The organism is Lyngbya sp. CCAP 1446/10, assembly GCF_026130175.1.
Classification (GTDB): Bacteria; Cyanobacteriota; Cyanobacteriia; order Cyanobacteriales; family Microcoleaceae; genus Microcoleus.
This window is the reverse complement of sequence record NZ_JAIGNI010000090.1, coordinates 1-16,084: the sequence shown is the minus strand read 5'-3', so window position 1 is coordinate 16,084 and position 16,084 is coordinate 1. Positions and strand designations below refer to the sequence as shown.

The 16,084-nt window shown below is 45.5% G+C and carries 15 protein-coding genes and 1 pseudogene; 7 read left to right on the top strand and 9 right to left on the bottom strand.

Annotation, left to right across the window (positions count from 1 at the left end):
* Positions 1 to 544: 544 nt before the first annotated feature.
* From K4039_RS25120 to K4039_RS25110, 3 genes are all read right to left on the bottom strand, one after another.
* Complete coding sequence (locus K4039_RS25120) at positions 545 to 1,513, bottom strand: IS66 family transposase (protein WP_265239236.1); 969 nt, start codon at positions 1,511 to 1,513, stop codon at positions 545 to 547.
* 534 nt (positions 1,514 to 2,047) lie between these two features.
* Positions 2,048 to 2,302 carry a hypothetical protein gene (locus K4039_RS25115; RefSeq protein WP_265239235.1) on the bottom strand — a complete coding sequence of 85 codons (255 nt, stop codon included), beginning with the start codon at positions 2,300 to 2,302 and terminating at the stop codon, positions 2,048 to 2,050.
* A gap of 435 nt (positions 2,303 to 2,737) precedes the next feature.
* Positions 2,738 to 3,433 carry a hypothetical protein gene (locus K4039_RS25110; protein ID WP_265239234.1) on the bottom strand — a complete coding sequence of 232 codons (696 nt, stop codon included), beginning with the start codon at positions 3,431 to 3,433 and terminating at the stop codon, positions 2,738 to 2,740.
* A gap of 241 nt (positions 3,434 to 3,674) precedes the next feature.
* On the opposite strand from K4039_RS25110, the gene K4039_RS25105 reads away from it, so the two are divergent.
* The 3 genes from K4039_RS25105 (at position 3,675) to K4039_RS25095 (ending at position 5,404) form a co-directional block, all read left to right on the top strand.
* Positions 3,675 to 3,887: a chlorophyll a/b-binding protein gene (locus tag K4039_RS25105; protein ID WP_265239233.1), complete on the top strand. Its 213-nt coding sequence runs from the start codon at positions 3,675 to 3,677 to the stop codon at positions 3,885 to 3,887.
* Positions 3,888 to 4,030: 143 nt separating this feature from the next.
* A complete protein-coding gene (gene psbP, locus K4039_RS25100) occupies positions 4,031 to 4,612 on the top strand; it encodes a photosystem II reaction center PsbP (protein ID WP_265239232.1) in 582 nt (193 codons plus the stop codon).
* Between the two features lie 141 nt (positions 4,613 to 4,753).
* Positions 4,754 to 5,404, top strand: a complete 651-nt coding sequence (locus tag K4039_RS25095) for a nucleoside triphosphate pyrophosphatase (RefSeq protein WP_265239231.1) — start codon at positions 4,754 to 4,756, stop codon at positions 5,402 to 5,404.
* Positions 5,405 to 5,562: 158 nt separating this feature from the next.
* On the opposite strand, the gene K4039_RS25090 is transcribed toward K4039_RS25095, so the two are convergent.
* Positions 5,563 to 6,573, bottom strand: a complete 1,011-nt coding sequence (locus K4039_RS25090) for a calcium-binding protein (RefSeq protein WP_265239230.1) — start codon at positions 6,571 to 6,573, stop codon at positions 5,563 to 5,565.
* 403 nt (positions 6,574 to 6,976) lie between these two features.
* Between K4039_RS25090 and eno the strand changes: the two genes are divergently transcribed.
* Positions 6,977 to 8,257 (top strand): phosphopyruvate hydratase, encoded by a 1,281-nt coding sequence (eno, locus tag K4039_RS25085; protein WP_265239229.1) that lies wholly within the window; start codon positions 6,977 to 6,979, stop codon positions 8,255 to 8,257.
* 312 nt (positions 8,258 to 8,569) lie between these two features.
* On the opposite strand, the gene argC is transcribed toward eno, so the two are convergent.
* Positions 8,570 to 9,628, bottom strand: a complete 1,059-nt coding sequence (argC, locus tag K4039_RS25080; protein WP_265239228.1) for an N-acetyl-gamma-glutamyl-phosphate reductase — start codon at positions 9,626 to 9,628, stop codon at positions 8,570 to 8,572.
* Between the two features lie 307 nt (positions 9,629 to 9,935).
* On the opposite strand from argC, the gene K4039_RS25075 reads away from it, so the two are divergent.
* The gene (locus tag K4039_RS25075; RefSeq protein ID WP_265239227.1) at positions 9,936 to 10,952 is read left to right on the top strand and encodes a sulfate/molybdate ABC transporter ATP-binding protein; all 1,017 of its coding nucleotides are present in this window, start codon (positions 9,936 to 9,938) and stop codon (positions 10,950 to 10,952) included.
* 201 nt (positions 10,953 to 11,153) lie between these two features.
* Here the strand turns inward: K4039_RS25075 and K4039_RS25070 are convergent, their stop codons facing one another.
* Both K4039_RS25070 and hisF read right to left on the bottom strand, forming a co-directional pair.
* On the bottom strand, positions 11,154 to 11,495 hold the full coding sequence (locus K4039_RS25070; RefSeq protein WP_265239226.1) for a low temperature-induced protein: 342 nt from the start codon (positions 11,493 to 11,495) through the stop codon (positions 11,154 to 11,156).
* Positions 11,496 to 11,891: 396 nt separating this feature from the next.
* The gene (hisF, locus tag K4039_RS25065; protein ID WP_265239225.1) at positions 11,892 to 12,659 is read right to left on the bottom strand and encodes an imidazole glycerol phosphate synthase subunit HisF; all 768 of its coding nucleotides are present in this window, start codon (positions 12,657 to 12,659) and stop codon (positions 11,892 to 11,894) included.
* Between the two features lie 418 nt (positions 12,660 to 13,077).
* Between hisF and K4039_RS25060 the strand changes: the two genes are divergently transcribed.
* Positions 13,078 to 14,061 carry an adenylate/guanylate cyclase domain-containing protein gene (locus tag K4039_RS25060; RefSeq protein WP_265239224.1) on the top strand — a complete coding sequence of 328 codons (984 nt, stop codon included), beginning with the start codon at positions 13,078 to 13,080 and terminating at the stop codon, positions 14,059 to 14,061.
* Positions 14,062 to 14,136: 75 nt separating this feature from the next.
* Here K4039_RS25060 and K4039_RS25055 read toward each other — a convergent pair.
* Together K4039_RS25055 and K4039_RS25050 are read right to left on the bottom strand one after the other, a co-directional pair.
* Positions 14,137 to 14,466 (bottom strand): annotated as a pseudogene (locus K4039_RS25055) (HNH endonuclease); the annotation flags it as partial.
* A gap of 207 nt (positions 14,467 to 14,673) precedes the next feature.
* Positions 14,674 to 15,021, bottom strand: coding sequence for a hypothetical protein (locus K4039_RS25050; RefSeq protein ID WP_265239223.1), 348 nt, complete (start codon positions 15,019 to 15,021; stop codon positions 14,674 to 14,676).
* Between the two features lie 242 nt (positions 15,022 to 15,263).
* Here K4039_RS25050 and psbU point away from each other — a divergent pair, with 242 nt between their 5' ends.
* The gene (psbU, locus tag K4039_RS25045) at positions 15,264 to 15,698 is read left to right on the top strand and encodes a photosystem II complex extrinsic protein PsbU (RefSeq protein WP_265239222.1); all 435 of its coding nucleotides are present in this window, start codon (positions 15,264 to 15,266) and stop codon (positions 15,696 to 15,698) included.
* Positions 15,699 to 16,084: the final 386 nt, after the last annotated feature.

Genomic DNA, 16,084 nt, shown 5'->3' with positions numbered 1-16,084 from the left:
TGGTGAAACAATTCCAGTTGCTTTGGTTGCTCCTTCCATCAACGGTTAATTTTTAACCTGAGATAACAAAAAGCGCTCCTAGAAATAGGGGCGCTTTTTGTTTGGGAAAAATTCTGTGTTTGTATTAGGAAAAACCCCATCAATATCAAAAAAACCGGGTTTTTTATCTAATCTTTTAGCCCACATTCCGCACCCGGAACTGGCACAAGGGAATTGATTGTAATGAGATCTCTTGAAAACCAATGAGAAAATCGAGAGACAGCGAGCCCCAATCAGAAATTAACAGTAATTGACAGACCAATTGATTCAAAATACTTAACAATTTCGACCGCTAATATCTCAAGTCACCACAAATTCAGCAGCAATTAAAATAGTAAATAGCTGCTCAATTAAAACTCAATTCAATTAAATTCACAAGCTGTATCAGCAATGAAAGTGTTTTCAATCACAACAACAAATAATAAGAACGACAGCTAACCGGAAAAAAGTTTAATATATTTATACGTTCTATTGTCAAGTTAGATATTTGGTAATTGGTAATTGCTCAACTAGGGGAAAAAAGGGAGCCATCAGTAGAGAGAGCTTGTTGAATAGATTGATAAGCAGTTAAACCCTGACGCTTGCCAGTATTGACAACCGAACGAACGGCTGCAAACAAATCTCTGCCCCATTCTGAACGGAAGCCATTAGTTACACGGCGAAATATCACGCTCATCCTAATCGCCTGTTCACTACTATTATTCGTTGGTGGAATTGCCGCATCTTCCAGAAATAGAAATAAATTGTCAATTAGCCCACCATAGCGTTTTCGTAACCGGATACCATCCGGATGATGTGGGGCTAAATTCAAAATCCTAGTTAATCTTTCCTGTAAATTTTCTCGATATCGATTAAATCTGGCATCGTCGATTCTTTCTCGTCGTCGATGGATGATAAAAGCTCTTAATAATAACCTCTTCATCGCTGGGGCGAAAATCCTGTCTCCAGCATCAATCGCATATTGACAGTCCCGCAATTGATGAGCCAAACACACTTGCCATTGTGGTGCGGGGTGATTTTTTTGAGCGCTAAATAAATCTGATACCCAGATATCGGGACGATGTTCTCCGAGAACTTCGTACATTACTCCACTGGCTCGGCTGGGGCGGATGACGTGTAAACAAACATCCTGATTCTGAAACACCCACTCCCACTCCCACTGTCCGTTAACTCTCGCACTCGTTTCATCTGAACAAATTAATTTTGCCCGCCGCAGCCGTTGTAGTATTTGAGTTACTTCGTCATCTAAACTGGTTTTGACCTTCACTAATAGGTTGGCGATTGCTCCTTCTGATATCTTGATTCCAAACACTTCTGCCAATATTCCCGATAGCCGTTCGTAGCTGATGGCATGAGTGTAACGGAGGTATGTGACCAAGCTTTGAATCGAACTGCTTTCCCGGTGAACCTGGTTCCATTCCCAATGGCACAGGTGCAACATATTCGGTTTGACAGCACGCACACTGACCACCATAACGTTCTATTCGGGTGATGATGGGGCGAATGGGGGGGAGTTCGATTTTTTTCGTATATCGATTGCAACTTCTGGGCGGTGGCGGTGACTTTCTCTCCACATTGGGGGCAATTTTTGACAATCGCGATGATTGTTTGGTCGGGATGAGGATGTAGTTCTCTGCCCCCTCCGACTCTTCCCACGCTTCTTTGTCTTTTTATCCCCTGAATTTTCGATGGCTTAATGTTCGGCTTGAATCCTTTGGATGGTGGAGTGCTAGAATTTTTGCTAGTTTTTTTGGGAGATGGCTCTGGTTTTGGTTCGTAGGTGGCTAATGCTGCGCTGAGTTTTTGGATTTCTTGCCATAGCTCTACTATCAAGGCTTCTTTTGCCTCGTTCGATAGTTGCTTTAAGTCGGGAGTTTTTCCATTCCTTTATCTAATGTCTATCTCGTCTTCTTGTCAAGGGGGTTGAGCAATTACGTTTTGACCATAAATTTGAAATGTCAAGTACATTGATGTTCACTCATTTTTTTATTATATCTTGCTTAAGTTATTAAATTTTCATTCCTAAGACTGGGTTGACGCTCTGTTCACAGACAAGTTTAAGTTGGGAAGCTGCTTGAAGTATGGGTGAAGACCCACTACTGATTCTTTCATGGAGTAGGGGTAATGCCCAACTTCCTTGAGCTTCCGGTATCCACGCAATGGTACTGTACCCTTGTCCAATAATTACGCCTTCCTGGTATTCATGGGTTCTGTCTTTTAAGGTTTTAGCATGACTGTCTCCCCCATGCAGGTCAATTGCCACTAATATATATTCTGTTGCGGGTACTTGCTGTTCTAATTGCTCAAGGGTACAACTCCATCAGTTTTTTCCGGTCTGGCCTACAGTCTTGTAAGGCTTCATAGACGCGCTTGCCATTGACGATTGAATAATGGATTGAGTGAAAATTCCGCTAAACATGACGCATTTGGGCGTGGTCATTACTGCATCCATGAGCTCAAATGTTGCATACGAGAGCTCGTACCAATAACTCGTATGCTGCTTGACGAAAGTCCTTTAATCGTTCACTGTTCATTTAAGGAGTGGATAGGTTTTCTTTTTCACCCTCATTCTCTCCTTAACGGTGGCTCTAGTTCTTCTTTGGCCACCGTTCTCATCTTTATTTAGTTTAAACTACAGAAAAAAAGAGTTCTGGAAAAAAGTTTCAAATTCTTCCTCTCTCTCTCTCCCCCTCTCTCCTTACTTACCAGCTAGCCAAATCGGATAACCAGAAGAATCCTCAGCTTTCAACTTTTGAGCCTGATAACTCTTGCTAGTCCAATTAGCGACTGTTTGCAGACTTTCGGCCAAAAAATTTTCGCTACCAAACGCTTCAAATCCCAACGTCCACGACGGAGTGCCGTTAACATTTAACTGGGTAATTTCTACAATGCAGCCTTGGGGAATTGGTGCTTCGACAGGGACAGACATTAGCACACCTGGGGCAGAAACTTGGTAAAGACGCTGGGCTCGCTTTTTCTTGACCTTCACCCACTTTCCAGTGGCGATGATATCCGCTGGTAGTGGCGCCATCGTGTCGGCACATATCCACTTCAGCCATTTCTCGGCTTTGCCTTCCCAGCGGTTGCCGAAGGGCATCACGCCTAATTCTGCCTGCCGCCACTTTACCTGTAAATTTTTCCCGCGCAGTTTCACTCCCAAGTAGTCGCAACTAGGTATCAGCAAATATAAATCTTCTCGCTCTTCAGGCGGCGACAGATAACCGCCCAGACTCTCGCTGCCAAACCATTGCCCGATCGGTTTTGGCAGCGCACCGCTATTAAACCACCGCATTTCCAGACTGGCCCGCATAAATTTTTCCTCCATTCTTCCACAATTTTCGTCAAACCCAGACTGGGGGATTTGCCTCGCGCGATCGACTTTTGCGATTCTCAACTCTATCCTCCCCCTTCCGGGGCCCAGAGTCTACTGTCCACAGTCACACCATTTGAGATTTAAGATTTGAGATTTGGGAATGACTGATTATATAAGGGTTTGGATTTTGCCTCCCGTTGAATTTTTGGGGAAAACTGGTGTCCGAGTCGCGGCTTTGAAAAAAAAACTCATAATCCTTTACATATCTTCATTAGTCTGTTACATTTATTTACAGTACACCAAAACAACTTAGGAGGCTGACATGGCTGACAGAGGCTTACTGCTCGACAACGACGGCAAAATGAACAATTTTGCGATCGAGCCTAAAGTATACATTGACGATGAAGTCCGCACAGGCTTTACACCCTACGCAGAACGCTTGAACGGCCGCCTTGCCATGATTGGTTTTGTTTCTCTCTTGGCTTTAGAAATTTCGACCAAGCACGGACTGATTAGCTGGCTAACTAACCTGTAATAACTTTGTTAAAAATTAAATTGTACGGCTATGGCTTGCCAGCGATACACAAATGGCGATCCATAGCTTAACTATTTTTAGACGCAAGGTTTGGTGAGACAATTGAAATTAAATATTTTAGTTTTACCCTACCCGTAAAAATAATGCTCAAACGAATTGCGGCAATACTTCTGGTTGTTCTAAGCCTTAGCTTAACCGGTTGTGTGTCTAAAGTGACCGGACTCAAAAGCTATGTTGATACTGGCGATGGTTATCAATTTCTCTATCCTAATGGCTGGCTGCCGATCGCAGTTCCTAATGGGCCCGATGTGGTGTTTCGCGATTTGATTCAGCAAACCGAGAATGTCAGCGTGGTCATCAGTCCAGTCACGGGGAACAAAACTCTGGCTGATTTGGGAACGCCGACGGAGGTGGGATACAAGCTTAGCAAAAATGCGTTAGCGAAGCCCGCCCCTACGGGGGCTACATCAACGAAGACGATCGCCCCGACGGATTCCGGCCGCCAAGCTGAATTAGTCAATGCAGAAAGTCGGGAATCGCGATCGAAAAACTATTACATTTTAGAATACGCCGTCAAACTCCCAAACCAAGAACGGCACAACTTAGCTAGCGTAGCCATCAGCCGCGGCAAACTTTTTACGCTGAACGTTTCCACTACCGAAGAACGTTGGCCGAAGGTAAAAGAAGCTTTTGAGAAAGTCGTTAAATCTTTCTCTGTTTATTAAGGTCAAAACTAATTGGGAATGGGAATAGGGCGTTGGGCATTGGGCATGGGGAATAGTTTAGTTTATTTTTCTTCCTTCTTACCTCTTCCTTCTTCCTTCTTCCTTCTTCCTTCTTCCTTCTTCCTTCTTCCTTATTAAATTATGAAAATTCCAACTTTTGTATTAGCCTCAGCTTCCCCGGCGCGCCGCAGCCTGCTTAAAAGTGCTGGCATTGAAGCTGTGATTTGCCCCAGCGATTTTGATGAAGGGCAAATACAAATGAGGGATGCTACTCAATTAGTCAAAGTTTTAGCAGAGGGAAAAGCTGACGCTGTAGCTGAGTTTTTGCTGGCTAATTCTCACCCGCAAATCCCCAATCCCAAATCATGTTTGGTGTTGGGATGTGATTCAATTTTGGTCATTGATGGCGAAATTCACGGCAAACCGAAGGATGCCGAAGAAGCAATCTCGCGCTGGCAGAAAATGCGCGGTAAAGTTGGCGAACTTTATACTGGTCATGCTTTAATTGATACGAGATTTGATAGTTTCGATCGCGCAATGGAGCGATCGCTCATTCGCTGTCAAGTTACAAAAGTTCATTTTGCCGAAGTTACCTCGCGCCAAATTGCGGCCTACGTCGCTACCGGAGAACCCCTCGCCTGTGCTGGCTGTTTTGCACTGGAAGGTAAAGGTGGCTTTTTTGTGGAAAAAATCGAGGGCTGTCACACGAATGTGATCGGCTTGAGTTTGCCTCTGCTGCGGCAAATGCTGGGCGAAATGAGATATGATGTGGCGGATTTTTGGCAATTTTAATGTTTGTTGAATTCAGGTCAGGAATCGGGAGGGAGAGCCTCGCTGATAGGCTTTCCCAGGCAGAGCCTGGGAACGAGTATAACTTGGAAGAAGGACTGAAATCCGAACGCTCGAACCTGGAAGAAGGACTGAAGTCCGAACGATCGAACCTATTTGGTTTAACCTAGGGCGATCGCCCCGTCAGACACAGAGATAAACTGAATTTGACTCGGCGAAACATCTTTCACCAAACCCAAAATATTGCCGGTACTAGCTTCTCGAATCACCGTCGCCTTAGTATTTAACACTCTAAAATCAGCAGTTCGGGGCTGTCCCGGAGGAAAAGGGCCGCTGCTGTCGTAATCTCTGGCATCACCAATTGTTAAAAACCTTTCGCTCAAAACAATATCGTTTCGCGTCAATCCTCCCGCCAATCCAATTACATCTTGAGCTGGATTGTAGTCAAGAATAAAATCTGCTGGCACTTCATCTACTACATCAAAAGTCGCAGGAGGACTTGGAGGTGTAGGCACTACATTAGCAATAAAAGTCCCAGCAGGAGGTGGAGGTGCAGGCATTTGCTCTAGATTAGCAATAAAAGTCCCAGCAGGACGTGGTTGATCTGAACCAATTTCTCCCGAAGTTGCTCCCGATTCTCTTGTGAGGACAAATAAATCTGCACCTTCTCCTCCCCAAAGTCGATCGATTCCAGCATCACCAATCAGAGTATCATTGCCACTGTCTCCGACTAAAGCATCGCTGCCTTTACCGCCACGAACAAAGTCATTTCCCGTTCCTCCGTAGGCGTAGTCATCGCCTAAATTTCCACTCAGAACATCGTTAGCGCATTCTCCATACAGGATGTCCAAATCTTGACCGCCGCGAATAGTATCGTTCCCACAACCTCCGATTAAAGTATCTCCGCCGTCGTTCCCGTTCATCAGTTCCGCACCACCGGAACCTCGGACAAAATCATCGCCGGCTAAGGCCCGCAAACCTCCGGGAGTGTTCCGCAGGATGCCGTTGGCTAATTGAACGATATCGTCATTGGGAGTAAGGTCAAAAAAGTTGGGATCGCTACCTGAATTTGGCAATGGGCCTGTAAGCAATCTGATGTTTGGGGGATCGGGAATAATTGGATCGGAGTCGATAGCTGATACTGTAATTTCTGGGAAAGTTGTTTCTAACATTTTAGGTTGATGCTTTTTTGATTGACTTGGTTGGTAAGCTGTTCTGCATTTAAACGGTGTGTCAAAAATTAATCAAATTCTTGTGGTACGTTGCTCTGAGCATTGTCCCGAATATCCAATTTAAATGCGTAACAGCTTATTCTGATTTTAATCAAGGTTCCATTAACAACTTTGCGTAAATCTACGGTAAACAAAATCAAATTACTGTCAAAATTGTCGGAAATTTTTCTGCAACAAGCATAGCTTATTGACAGCCAGCGATCGCCCAAATCCGCAAAAAGTTTGAAATGAGCGCTAATAATTGTGGGGATCGCGTAATCTATTACCCGTTAGCAGTCTGTTACCGAAAGCCTGCTGAATGCTAATTGTCATCAACCATTGAGTTAAGTCAGGAATCGTTCATATGCAAGACACTGCGATCGAATTTATCAAAGCCAGAGAAATCCTGGACTCTCGCGGCCGCCCCACCATCGAAGCTGAAGTTCACCTAGCCAACGGTGTTGTCGGGCTCGCACAAGTCCCCAGTGGCGCGTCTACAGGCTCCTTTGAAGCCCACGAACTCCGCGATGATGACAAAAAACGCTACGGTGGCAAAGGAGTTCTGAAGGCCGTTGCTAACGTCGAGCACAAAATTGCCCCCGCTTTGGTTGATATGGATGCGATCGACCAAGCATTAATCGATCAAACCATGATTGACTTGGACGGTTCCCCCAACAAATCCCACCTCGGCGCAAATGCCATTCTCGGAGTCTCCCTAGCCACAGCAAAGGCTGCCGCCGATACTTTAGGACTCCCCCTTTACCGCTACTTGGGTGGCGCTTTAGCTAACGTTTTACCCGTACCGTTGATGAACGTCATCAACGGTGGTTCCCACGCCGACAACAACGTAGACATTCAAGAGTTTATGATTGTACCGGTGGGAGCGCCTTCTTTTAAGGAAGCTTTGCGCTGGGGTGCAGAAGTATTTGCTAGTCTTGCTAAAGTCTTGAAAGACAAAAATTTGCTGACTGGTGTTGGTGATGAAGGTGGTTTTGCTCCTAATTTGGGTTCCAATCAGGAAGCTTTGGATTTGTTGATGATGGCAATTGAAAAAGCTGGCTATAAACCGGGTGAACAAGTTGCTTTGGCTTTGGATGTTGCTGCTAGTGAGTTTTACAAAGATGGGAAGTACACCTACGATGGTGTGGCTCATTCTCCGACTGAATTAATCGATTATTTGGATGGTTTGGTTGGACAATATCCCATCGTTTCCATTGAAGATGGTTTGCACGAAGACGATTGGGATAGTTGGGTGGCGCTGACTCAGAAAATGGGTAGCAAAGTTCAATTGGTGGGTGACGATTTGTTTGTTACTAATCGCACGCGCTTGCAAAAAGGGATTGATTTGAAGGCTAGCAATTCGATTTTGATTAAGCTGAATCAAATTGGTTCTTTGAGTGAGACGTTGGATACGATCGACCTCGGCAAACGGAACAGCTATCGATCGGTCATCAGTCACCGTTCTGGTGAAACTGAGGATACCACAATTGCTGATTTAGCCGTAGCGACTCGCGCCGGCCAAATCAAGACTGGTTCTCTGTGTCGCAGCGAACGGGTTGCTAAGTATAACCGTTTATTGCGGATTGAGGAGGAATTGGGCGATCGGGCAATTTACGCTGGATCGATCGGTTACGGGCCAAAATAACACTTCGGTAATCGGTAATTCCCCATTATCCATTGGTGTCAACAACCAGGTCAAACTTAGTCACAGACTGCTGTTTACCACCGAGGCCAGATCCCCCCTAGCCCCCCTTAAGAAGGGGGGGACAAGAAGCATTCAAAGTCCCCCGACTATTCGGGGGATTTAGGGGGATCTGGCCTGGGCTACAAACGAGATTTAATGGTTTTAGGTGATTGTTGACACTAATCCCAATGCCCAATGCCCTATGCCCAATGCCCTATGCCCAGTGCCCAATCCCCAATGCCCAATGCCCAATGCCCTATGCCCAATGCCCAATTAAGGATAGAAAGCCAATTGAGGTAAACCCAAAGTTTCTTCCCAACCCATCATCAAGTTCATGCACTGGATGCCTTGACCAGCTTGACCTTTAATTAAATTGTCGATCGCCGAAATCACAATTACCCTGTCAGTACGCGGATCGACTTCCACGCCGATATAACAAAGATTTGTGCCACAAGCCCATTTAGACTGCGGATAAACCCCAGCCGGTAACACTTTTACGAAAGGAGAATTGCGGTAAAAAGCGGTGAAAATGGTGATTAAATCTTCCCGCACTAATCCCGGATCGCGCAAATTTGCGTAAACAGTTGCCAGAATTCCCCGCACCATCGGCATCAGGTGGGGAGTAAATTGGACTTTGATATCATGTCCGGCTAAATCGCTGCAAATTTGCTCGATTTCTGGCGTGTGGCGGTGGCGGCCAACGTTGTAAGCGCCTATGGAATTGTCAGCTTCTGCCAATAACAGATTCACTTCGGCTTTGCGTCCCCCTCCCGAAGTTCCTGATTTCGCGTCGATAATTGCTGTTTCTGGCACAATCAGACCTTGTTTGAGCAAGGGTGCTAGGGCTAATAAACTAGCAGTGACGTAGCAACCGGCACAGCCTACTAATTGAGCATCTTTAATGCGATCGCGATACAATTCTGGCAAACCGTAAACAGCGGTTGCAGCTAAAGCAGAGTCCGATCGATCGCCGCCGTACCAAGCTTTATAAGTGTCAAGATTTTCAAATCTGTAATCAGCCGACAAATCCAAGACTTTACAGCCTTTTTCGATCAGCGTCGGTGCCATTTGGCAAGCTAAACCGTTGGGTAGCGACAGAAATACAACTTCACATTTTGCCGCTATTTTGTCTAGGTCGATCGCCTCAACAGTCAAGTTAATACAGTTAGTCAGATGCGGATAAAGACTGGAAAAAGGTTTTCCCGCACTGCTATCCCCGCCCAAATACACTACTTCCGCCGCGGGGTGATCCGCCAGCAGTCGCACAAGTTGCACGCCGCCGTACCCTGAAGCGCCGATAATTCCTACAGGCACACGTCCAACATTTCCCATTTTCCTTATATCCCCTCAGCCTTTGAAGTCAAAAACGCTTGAACTTTTGCTGCATTGTACTACCAAACGCCAACTTTGGTGATAAATAATTGTTTTGTTTTGTGATGGAGGTGCATTTTGGGGAATTTTCCAGTGTTTGACCGATCGCCAAAACCCTAAAATTAACAAACGGATGTGCGATCGTGCTATAAAAAACTTACCTTAACCTATCCAGAAACCGGAGATTAACATTTTTGCTCTTGGTTGTGGCGTCTGACCTTCGTTAAATCCGTTAAATTCGTTATACTCATCCGTTGCCGAACTTCCTATGGGAATTACAGTAGAAAACGTATCCAAACATTTTGGCAGTTTCCAAGCACTCGATCGAGTCAGCTTAGAAATTGAATCAGGTTCCCTAGTCGCATTGCTGGGCCCGTCTGGTTCCGGCAAGTCTACGCTGCTGCGGCTGATTGCAGGTTTAGAAATGCCCGACTCCGGCAAAATCTGGCTAACTGGCCAAGATGCCACAAATACTAGCGTCCAAGACCGTAATATTGGGTTTGTGTTTCAGCACTACGCGCTATTCAAGCACATGACAGTGCGAAAAAACATCGCTTTCGGGATGGAAATTCAGAAAACTGCACCCGCCAAAGTCAAATCGCGGGTAGAAGAATTGTTGAATTTAGTACAACTAGCAGGATTGGGCGATAGATACCCCTCCCAACTTTCAGGCGGTCAGCGGCAGCGCGTGGCCCTAGCCAGAGCTTTGGCTGTGGAACCGAAAGTCTTGCTACTAGACGAACCTTTTGGAGCTCTCGATGCCAAAGTTCGCAAAGATTTGCGCGCTTGGTTGCGTAGACTGCACGACGAAGTGCACGTTACCACAGTCTTTGTGACGCACGATCAAGAAGAAGCGATGGAAGTTGCCGATCACATTACAGTAATGAATAAAGGTAAAATCGAACAAGTAGGAACACCCGCAGAAATTTACGACCATCCAGCAAGTGCTTTCGTCATGAGTTTTATCGGCCCAGTCAACGTATTGCCCAGCAGTTCAAAGATATTTCAAGACAACGGCTTTGACTCAGCCAACCCGGAGATTTTCTTGCGCCCTCACGACGTAGTAATTGAAACTACAGAAAATAGTGCAACAGTGCCTGCCAGAATCAGTCGCTTGATTCACTTGGGATGGGAAATTCAGGTGGAATTAACCTTAGATGATGGTCAAGTTTTGAATGCTAATTTGACCAGAGAAAAGTTTGACCAATTGCAGTTACAGCCGCAGCAAAAAGTGTTTGTCAAGCCGAAAGGTGCCAAATCTTTTCCACTTTATTACTCGATTTAATCCAAATACTCAGATACCCGACTTCTTCAAGAAATCGGGTATCTAACCGGAGAGGACACGGCAATGTCGTTTGCCCCTACCCAAAATAATCTACTGCCCTCTCTCGGATGGGACTATTACCCGATTAATTGTAGGGAAACGGCACTGGCGTATCCTGATTTTGGGTAAGATAAATTCCCATGCCACGGGAATTTATCTTAGTTAATCTTTAATTTTGGTAACAGCTTTTTTGACTTGTTGCTCAAAAGATGTAGCTTTTGTGTTAGAAGGATTTTTCATCTTCTCGCTGTCAGCATCTCCCTGAACTTCATTAATCCCTTCGTTAGCTTTTTTCTGAGTTTCTTCTAGAGACATAGGATCTTTCAAAACGGCTTTTTGAGCTTCTTTCTCAATCCCCGTCAGTTGAGCTTCACCTTTAGTAAGGCTGCTGGTAACGGCAAACGCTGGGAAAGCATTGGAAACAAACATCAATGCACAAAAACAAACAGCAATTAAACTGCGAACAAAACGCTTGGCATTAAGATTTAAGCTGATAAAAGACATACAAAATTTCTCCGTTTTTACAAATTTTCATCGCTGAGATTGTTAACAGGCTGAAGCTCGTTCAAATTCTGCACAATCTTTAGCTCAAGTTTCGATCAAAGCAACAGCGTTGAGCAGTCGCTCTCTCTTAAATTGAGGTAATATATAATATTTAGCTGAAAAAACGGATCTTTGAAATCCTTCTCAGGGAATATTTTGGCTTTGTGTCTTAGGATAGATGAGTCTGGTGCATCACTGGAAGTCGGATCGTTTGAGATTTGAAATGGGAGTATCTGTGGCAGCATTTGAGCGTGGTGTCCCCGCTAAGGCAAAAAACCCGGTTTCTTTGGATCGTGGCTGCTATTCGACAGAGATCGAGCAACCGGGTTTTTTCTCCCATGCCTAAATCCTAAACTACTACAGCCGCACGGGAACTTGATGTTTTGCTAGATAAGTCTTAATTTCTCCGACGCTCAGTTGCCCGTAATGTAGGAGGGAAGCCAGGAGTGCGGCTTCTGCTTTGCCCTCTGTCACGGCTTCGTAGATGTGGTGACAGTTGCCTGCGCCGCCCGAAGCAATGACGGGAATTTCGACGATTTCGGCGATGCTGCGGGTTAATGCCAAGTCGTAACCGGCTTGAGTACCGTCAGAGTCCATGCTTGTCACCAGAATTTCGCCGGCGCCACGCTGTTCGGCTTCCTTGGCCCAGACGATCGCATCTTTGCCAGTATTTTCACGCCCTCCGCGCACGTACACGTCCCAACCGGGATTGTCCGCATCTTGCCGTTTGCGAGCGTCGATCGCCACTACAATACACTGATTGCCAAATCGATCGCTCGCTTTGTCAATCAAACTTGGATCGCGCACCGCTGCTGAATTAATGCTTACCTTATCTGCGCCCGCCCTCAACAAACTTTTAATGGTGTCCAAGGATTGGATGCCGCCGCCCACCGTCAAAGGGATAAAAACTCGATCGGCAGTTCGGTACACCACATCAATCATAATGTTCCGGTCTTCGTGAGTCGCCGTAATGTCCAGAAACACCAACTCATCAGCACCCGCATCATTGTATACCTGAGCCATTTCCACCGGATCGCCAGCATCCTTCAGGTTGACAAAATTGACACCTTTGACCACGCGGCCGGCTTTCACATCCAGACAAGGCAAAATTCTCTTCGACAACATAAAATTCTCGTGTTTCTAATTTATTGAGCGCCGCAGCGAGGAAAAGGCTTTGCTGATCTCTTCAAAAACCGGAAGTTAAGCAACAAATCTTAAAGATACCTTCTATTTCGGCATCCTCAGCATAAATTAAGTGATGTTTGGGGCGAAAAACAGCAAATTTAATTCTCCCAATACATATTTGGCGTAAAAAATATGACACTTTGGCCTATGATCAAACCATAACTATCTTCGCTGGCTATCACATGGTAGTTTGGCAATACTGTATGGGTTCGGTGCATCGATCGACTAAACTATTTTAAATTTTTAAAACAGCCGATTTGAGGTTTTTACTGGCAACCTTAGTTATGAGCCACGTACTAAGGTTAAAATTTAAGGTTAAAAACCTCAAATCGGTTGACTTGATGTTGTTTCTAGGACTGTGGTGACTTTGCAAGCCAATCCACATTTGTTACTTCGTACAGAAAGCGGCAATCGCTACTTGCCGCTCTCCGGCAGCAATTGCTGGACAGTAGGGCGGAATGATGACAATAATTTTGTATTGACCGATCGCTGGATTTCCCGAAATCACGCGATGCTACAGCAAATGGAGACCGGAGAGTTTTACCTGATCGACTTGGGCAGCCGTAACGGTTCCTTTGTCAACGGGCGACGGGTGAGTATTCCTGTCACGCTCAGAAATGGCGATCGAATTATTTTCGGTCAAACGGAATTGGACTTTTTTAACCCAACAGCAGGCCGCCGGCTCGATCGAATACACGATGGAGACTCCGAAGATTTTACGGCGACTCTGACGGTGCGCAGCCTGATTACGGTCATGGTAATGGACATCCGAGATTTTACAGTTTTAACTAGACAGCTAGACGAAACCATCCTCTCGGAAGTCATCGGCAATTGGTTCCGCAAAGCCGGACAAATCATTCGCGAGCACGGCAGTTGGGTGGACAAATACATCGGCGATGCCATCATGGCCGTGTGGTTCCACAAAATCGACGGTGTTAGCAATGACGAAATGATGCAGATTTGTCAAGCTTTGAGCCAACTGCACAAGGCAACAGACCAACTCAGCAGTCGTTACCCCTTGCCTTTTCCTTTGCGAGTCGGGGCTGGAATCAATACCGGTTATGCAATGGTGGGAAATTCTGGTAGCAGCGATCGATCGGACTACACCGCCTTGGGAGATACTGTCAACGCAGCATTTCGCCTAGAGTCTTGCACCAAGGAACTCGGCAAGGATATCGCCGTGGGAGAAACAACCTACAAATACCTGACGGAATTGGGTGCCGAGGACGCTTTCGAGCAGCACATCGTTACTTTGAAGGGTTACGACACTCCCAGCGTGACTTACGGCGGTACTTATGCTGACTTGAACGCTTTTCTCAAAAGCAAAGGCAAGAGCTCTTGATCGGTAAAAAATTGGGGGCGGAGCCAAAATTAACCCTTAAACATGGGAGTCCCAGTTTTGAATTGGGAGTCCATTTTATGAACGCCTGGGCGATCGCAGCCGCTCGACTAGGCGTTCGGAGTTGTTAAACTGGAGCAAACACACAGCAGTACGCCCTGGTGGAGTCAACCCGACAATCGCCATATCTTCTATGGTGGTAAAATGTTCCGACCATTGCTGCGTCCGGGGGTTAAAAAGAAAGCTGAAAGCACCAGTTTGGGGGTCGAAAGAACCGAGGTCTGTTCCTTTATATCGGTTGCACCGCCAGCAAGCAAATGCGAGGTTGTCCGCATCGGTAGTTCCCCCATGCTTCAAGGCAATTATGTGGTCAACTTCGTGGACGAAGAAACTTAGCTGTTCTGGAAGCTGACAATACTCTCAGCAAAAATTGGCGCGCTCTTCAACCAAGCGGCGTAGGTTAGCAGGAATGTAAGTCACAGGTTAATCGATTTGAAATTTTGGGTAGAAACATTTTAGATTGTCTCCGCAGAATCCCTAAAATTTAAATTTCAGAGACAAATTGTGGTTCGGCTCGACTAAAATTGGCGAATTGCGACCTAAGTTTTTATTATTTTAAGACTGCCGAGACAAGTAAGGAAGATTACCGGTTTTGAGCATAATAACTAGATGTTCTATCCGCTCGTATTCATCAAGTTCTGTTTGCTCACCAGGAGTCAAGGAACCCGAAGCATTATGTATCAATAATGTCCGCAAGCGCTCTTGCATCTCTGGAGTGGGCCGGAAAGCGGCGATTTCTTCGGGGGTGGGGGCGCTGGCGAGAAAGTTTAAAATATACCGGTAGATGCGAGCTGGGAGCATTGGCTGCTCGACGCACTGGCGCAAAAGTTCCGGCAGTTGTTCGCCTAGAAGTGCCAGTTGTTCTGAAAGTTCGTCGGGTACTTCAATTGTGATGCTTGCCACTGCTAAAAGCCTCTAAATATACGATATATCAGTTATTTTAGAGTTTCCCAGCCCGTGATTGCTGTCCCTGAGTTGCGATCGTCTAAATTTTAAGACTTACCATACATTGCCCGCGATGTCAATATCTCAATGTAAATTTTGTTAACAGTCCTCTGCCTGCTGCGGATTTATCTGAAAAACTGCATAAGCAAAATGGTAGTCTCTACATAAATGCTGTGTATGAAATTGGGAGACAAAACTTCATGAAACGATTGGGTCGTCTATTGGCAGTATTGGGCTTAGTGCTGGGCTGCTTTGCATGGGCTGGAGACATGAGCGCGAACGCGGGGATCTTGAGCCGTATCGTCTTGCCATCATCCTCGCTCATAGTGCTTGACGTTCCGACTAGAACCAATCGCGCCGATGATAAGCTTGCCACAGAATACGGCAAAAAACTTGACTTGAACAACAGCGGCGTCCGGGACTTTCGGGAATTTCGAGGGTTGTATCCTACTTTAGCTGGACAAATTATTAAGAATGCTCCTTACGAAAACGTTGAGGACATACTCAAGATTTCAGGTTTGACGGATGCTCAGAAAAAGGTGCTGCAAGCTAACTTGGACAAATTCACCGTAACTGATGTCGAATCTGTATTTATTGAAGGAGACACCAGGTTGAACAACGGTTTTTACGACTAAGTAGTATCGGGTCTCATTTGAAGGCATTCGATAGAAGTCATTAGTCATTAGTCAGGAGTCATCAGTCATCAGTCATTAGTCATCAGTCATTAGTCGTTAGTCAGAACTAATTTTTTGTTAATTCATGAATTCTGGCTTATGGCTTATGGTTTAGGGCTTGTGGCTTATGACTTCTGCTCCGGCTGACGAAAGCCTTTACAAAGGTTCGCACCCAAAGACGGAGACAAGGCTCCGATATTGTGAAGAGCAAAAAAATTAGATATAGCAATCCTAAATCATTATCTACACTTATTATGATATAATTATATGCAATAATTGATTGTGACAATAAAAAAATGAATAACTTACAAATGCCACAGAAAGATATGGAAAAAGAAAGAGCGGCG

Excerpts from the sequence above, each read along its gene's own strand:
- K4039_RS25120 (WP_265239236.1), bottom strand. The coding sequence starts at position 1,513 with ATGGTGGTCAGTGTGCGTGCTGTCAAACCGAATATGTTGCACCTGTGC.
- K4039_RS25105 (WP_265239233.1), top strand. The coding sequence starts at position 3,675 with ATGGCTGACAGAGGCTTACTGCTCGACAACGACGGCAAAATGAACAAT.
- psbP (WP_265239232.1), top strand. The coding sequence starts at position 4,031 with ATGCTCAAACGAATTGCGGCAATACTTCTGGTTGTTCTAAGCCTTAGC.
- K4039_RS25095 (WP_265239231.1), top strand. The coding sequence starts at position 4,754 with ATGAAAATTCCAACTTTTGTATTAGCCTCAGCTTCCCCGGCGCGCCGC.
- K4039_RS25090 (WP_265239230.1), bottom strand. The coding sequence starts at position 6,573 with ATGTTAGAAACAACTTTCCCAGAAATTACAGTATCAGCTATCGACTCC.
- eno (WP_265239229.1), top strand. The coding sequence starts at position 6,977 with ATGCAAGACACTGCGATCGAATTTATCAAAGCCAGAGAAATCCTGGAC.
- argC (WP_265239228.1), bottom strand. The coding sequence starts at position 9,628 with ATGGGAAATGTTGGACGTGTGCCTGTAGGAATTATCGGCGCTTCAGGG.
- K4039_RS25075 (WP_265239227.1), top strand. The coding sequence starts at position 9,936 with ATGGGAATTACAGTAGAAAACGTATCCAAACATTTTGGCAGTTTCCAA.
- K4039_RS25070 (WP_265239226.1), bottom strand. The coding sequence starts at position 11,495 with ATGTCTTTTATCAGCTTAAATCTTAATGCCAAGCGTTTTGTTCGCAGT.
- hisF (WP_265239225.1), bottom strand. The coding sequence starts at position 12,659 with ATGTTGTCGAAGAGAATTTTGCCTTGTCTGGATGTGAAAGCCGGCCGC.
- psbU (WP_265239222.1), top strand. The coding sequence starts at position 15,264 with ATGAAACGATTGGGTCGTCTATTGGCAGTATTGGGCTTAGTGCTGGGC.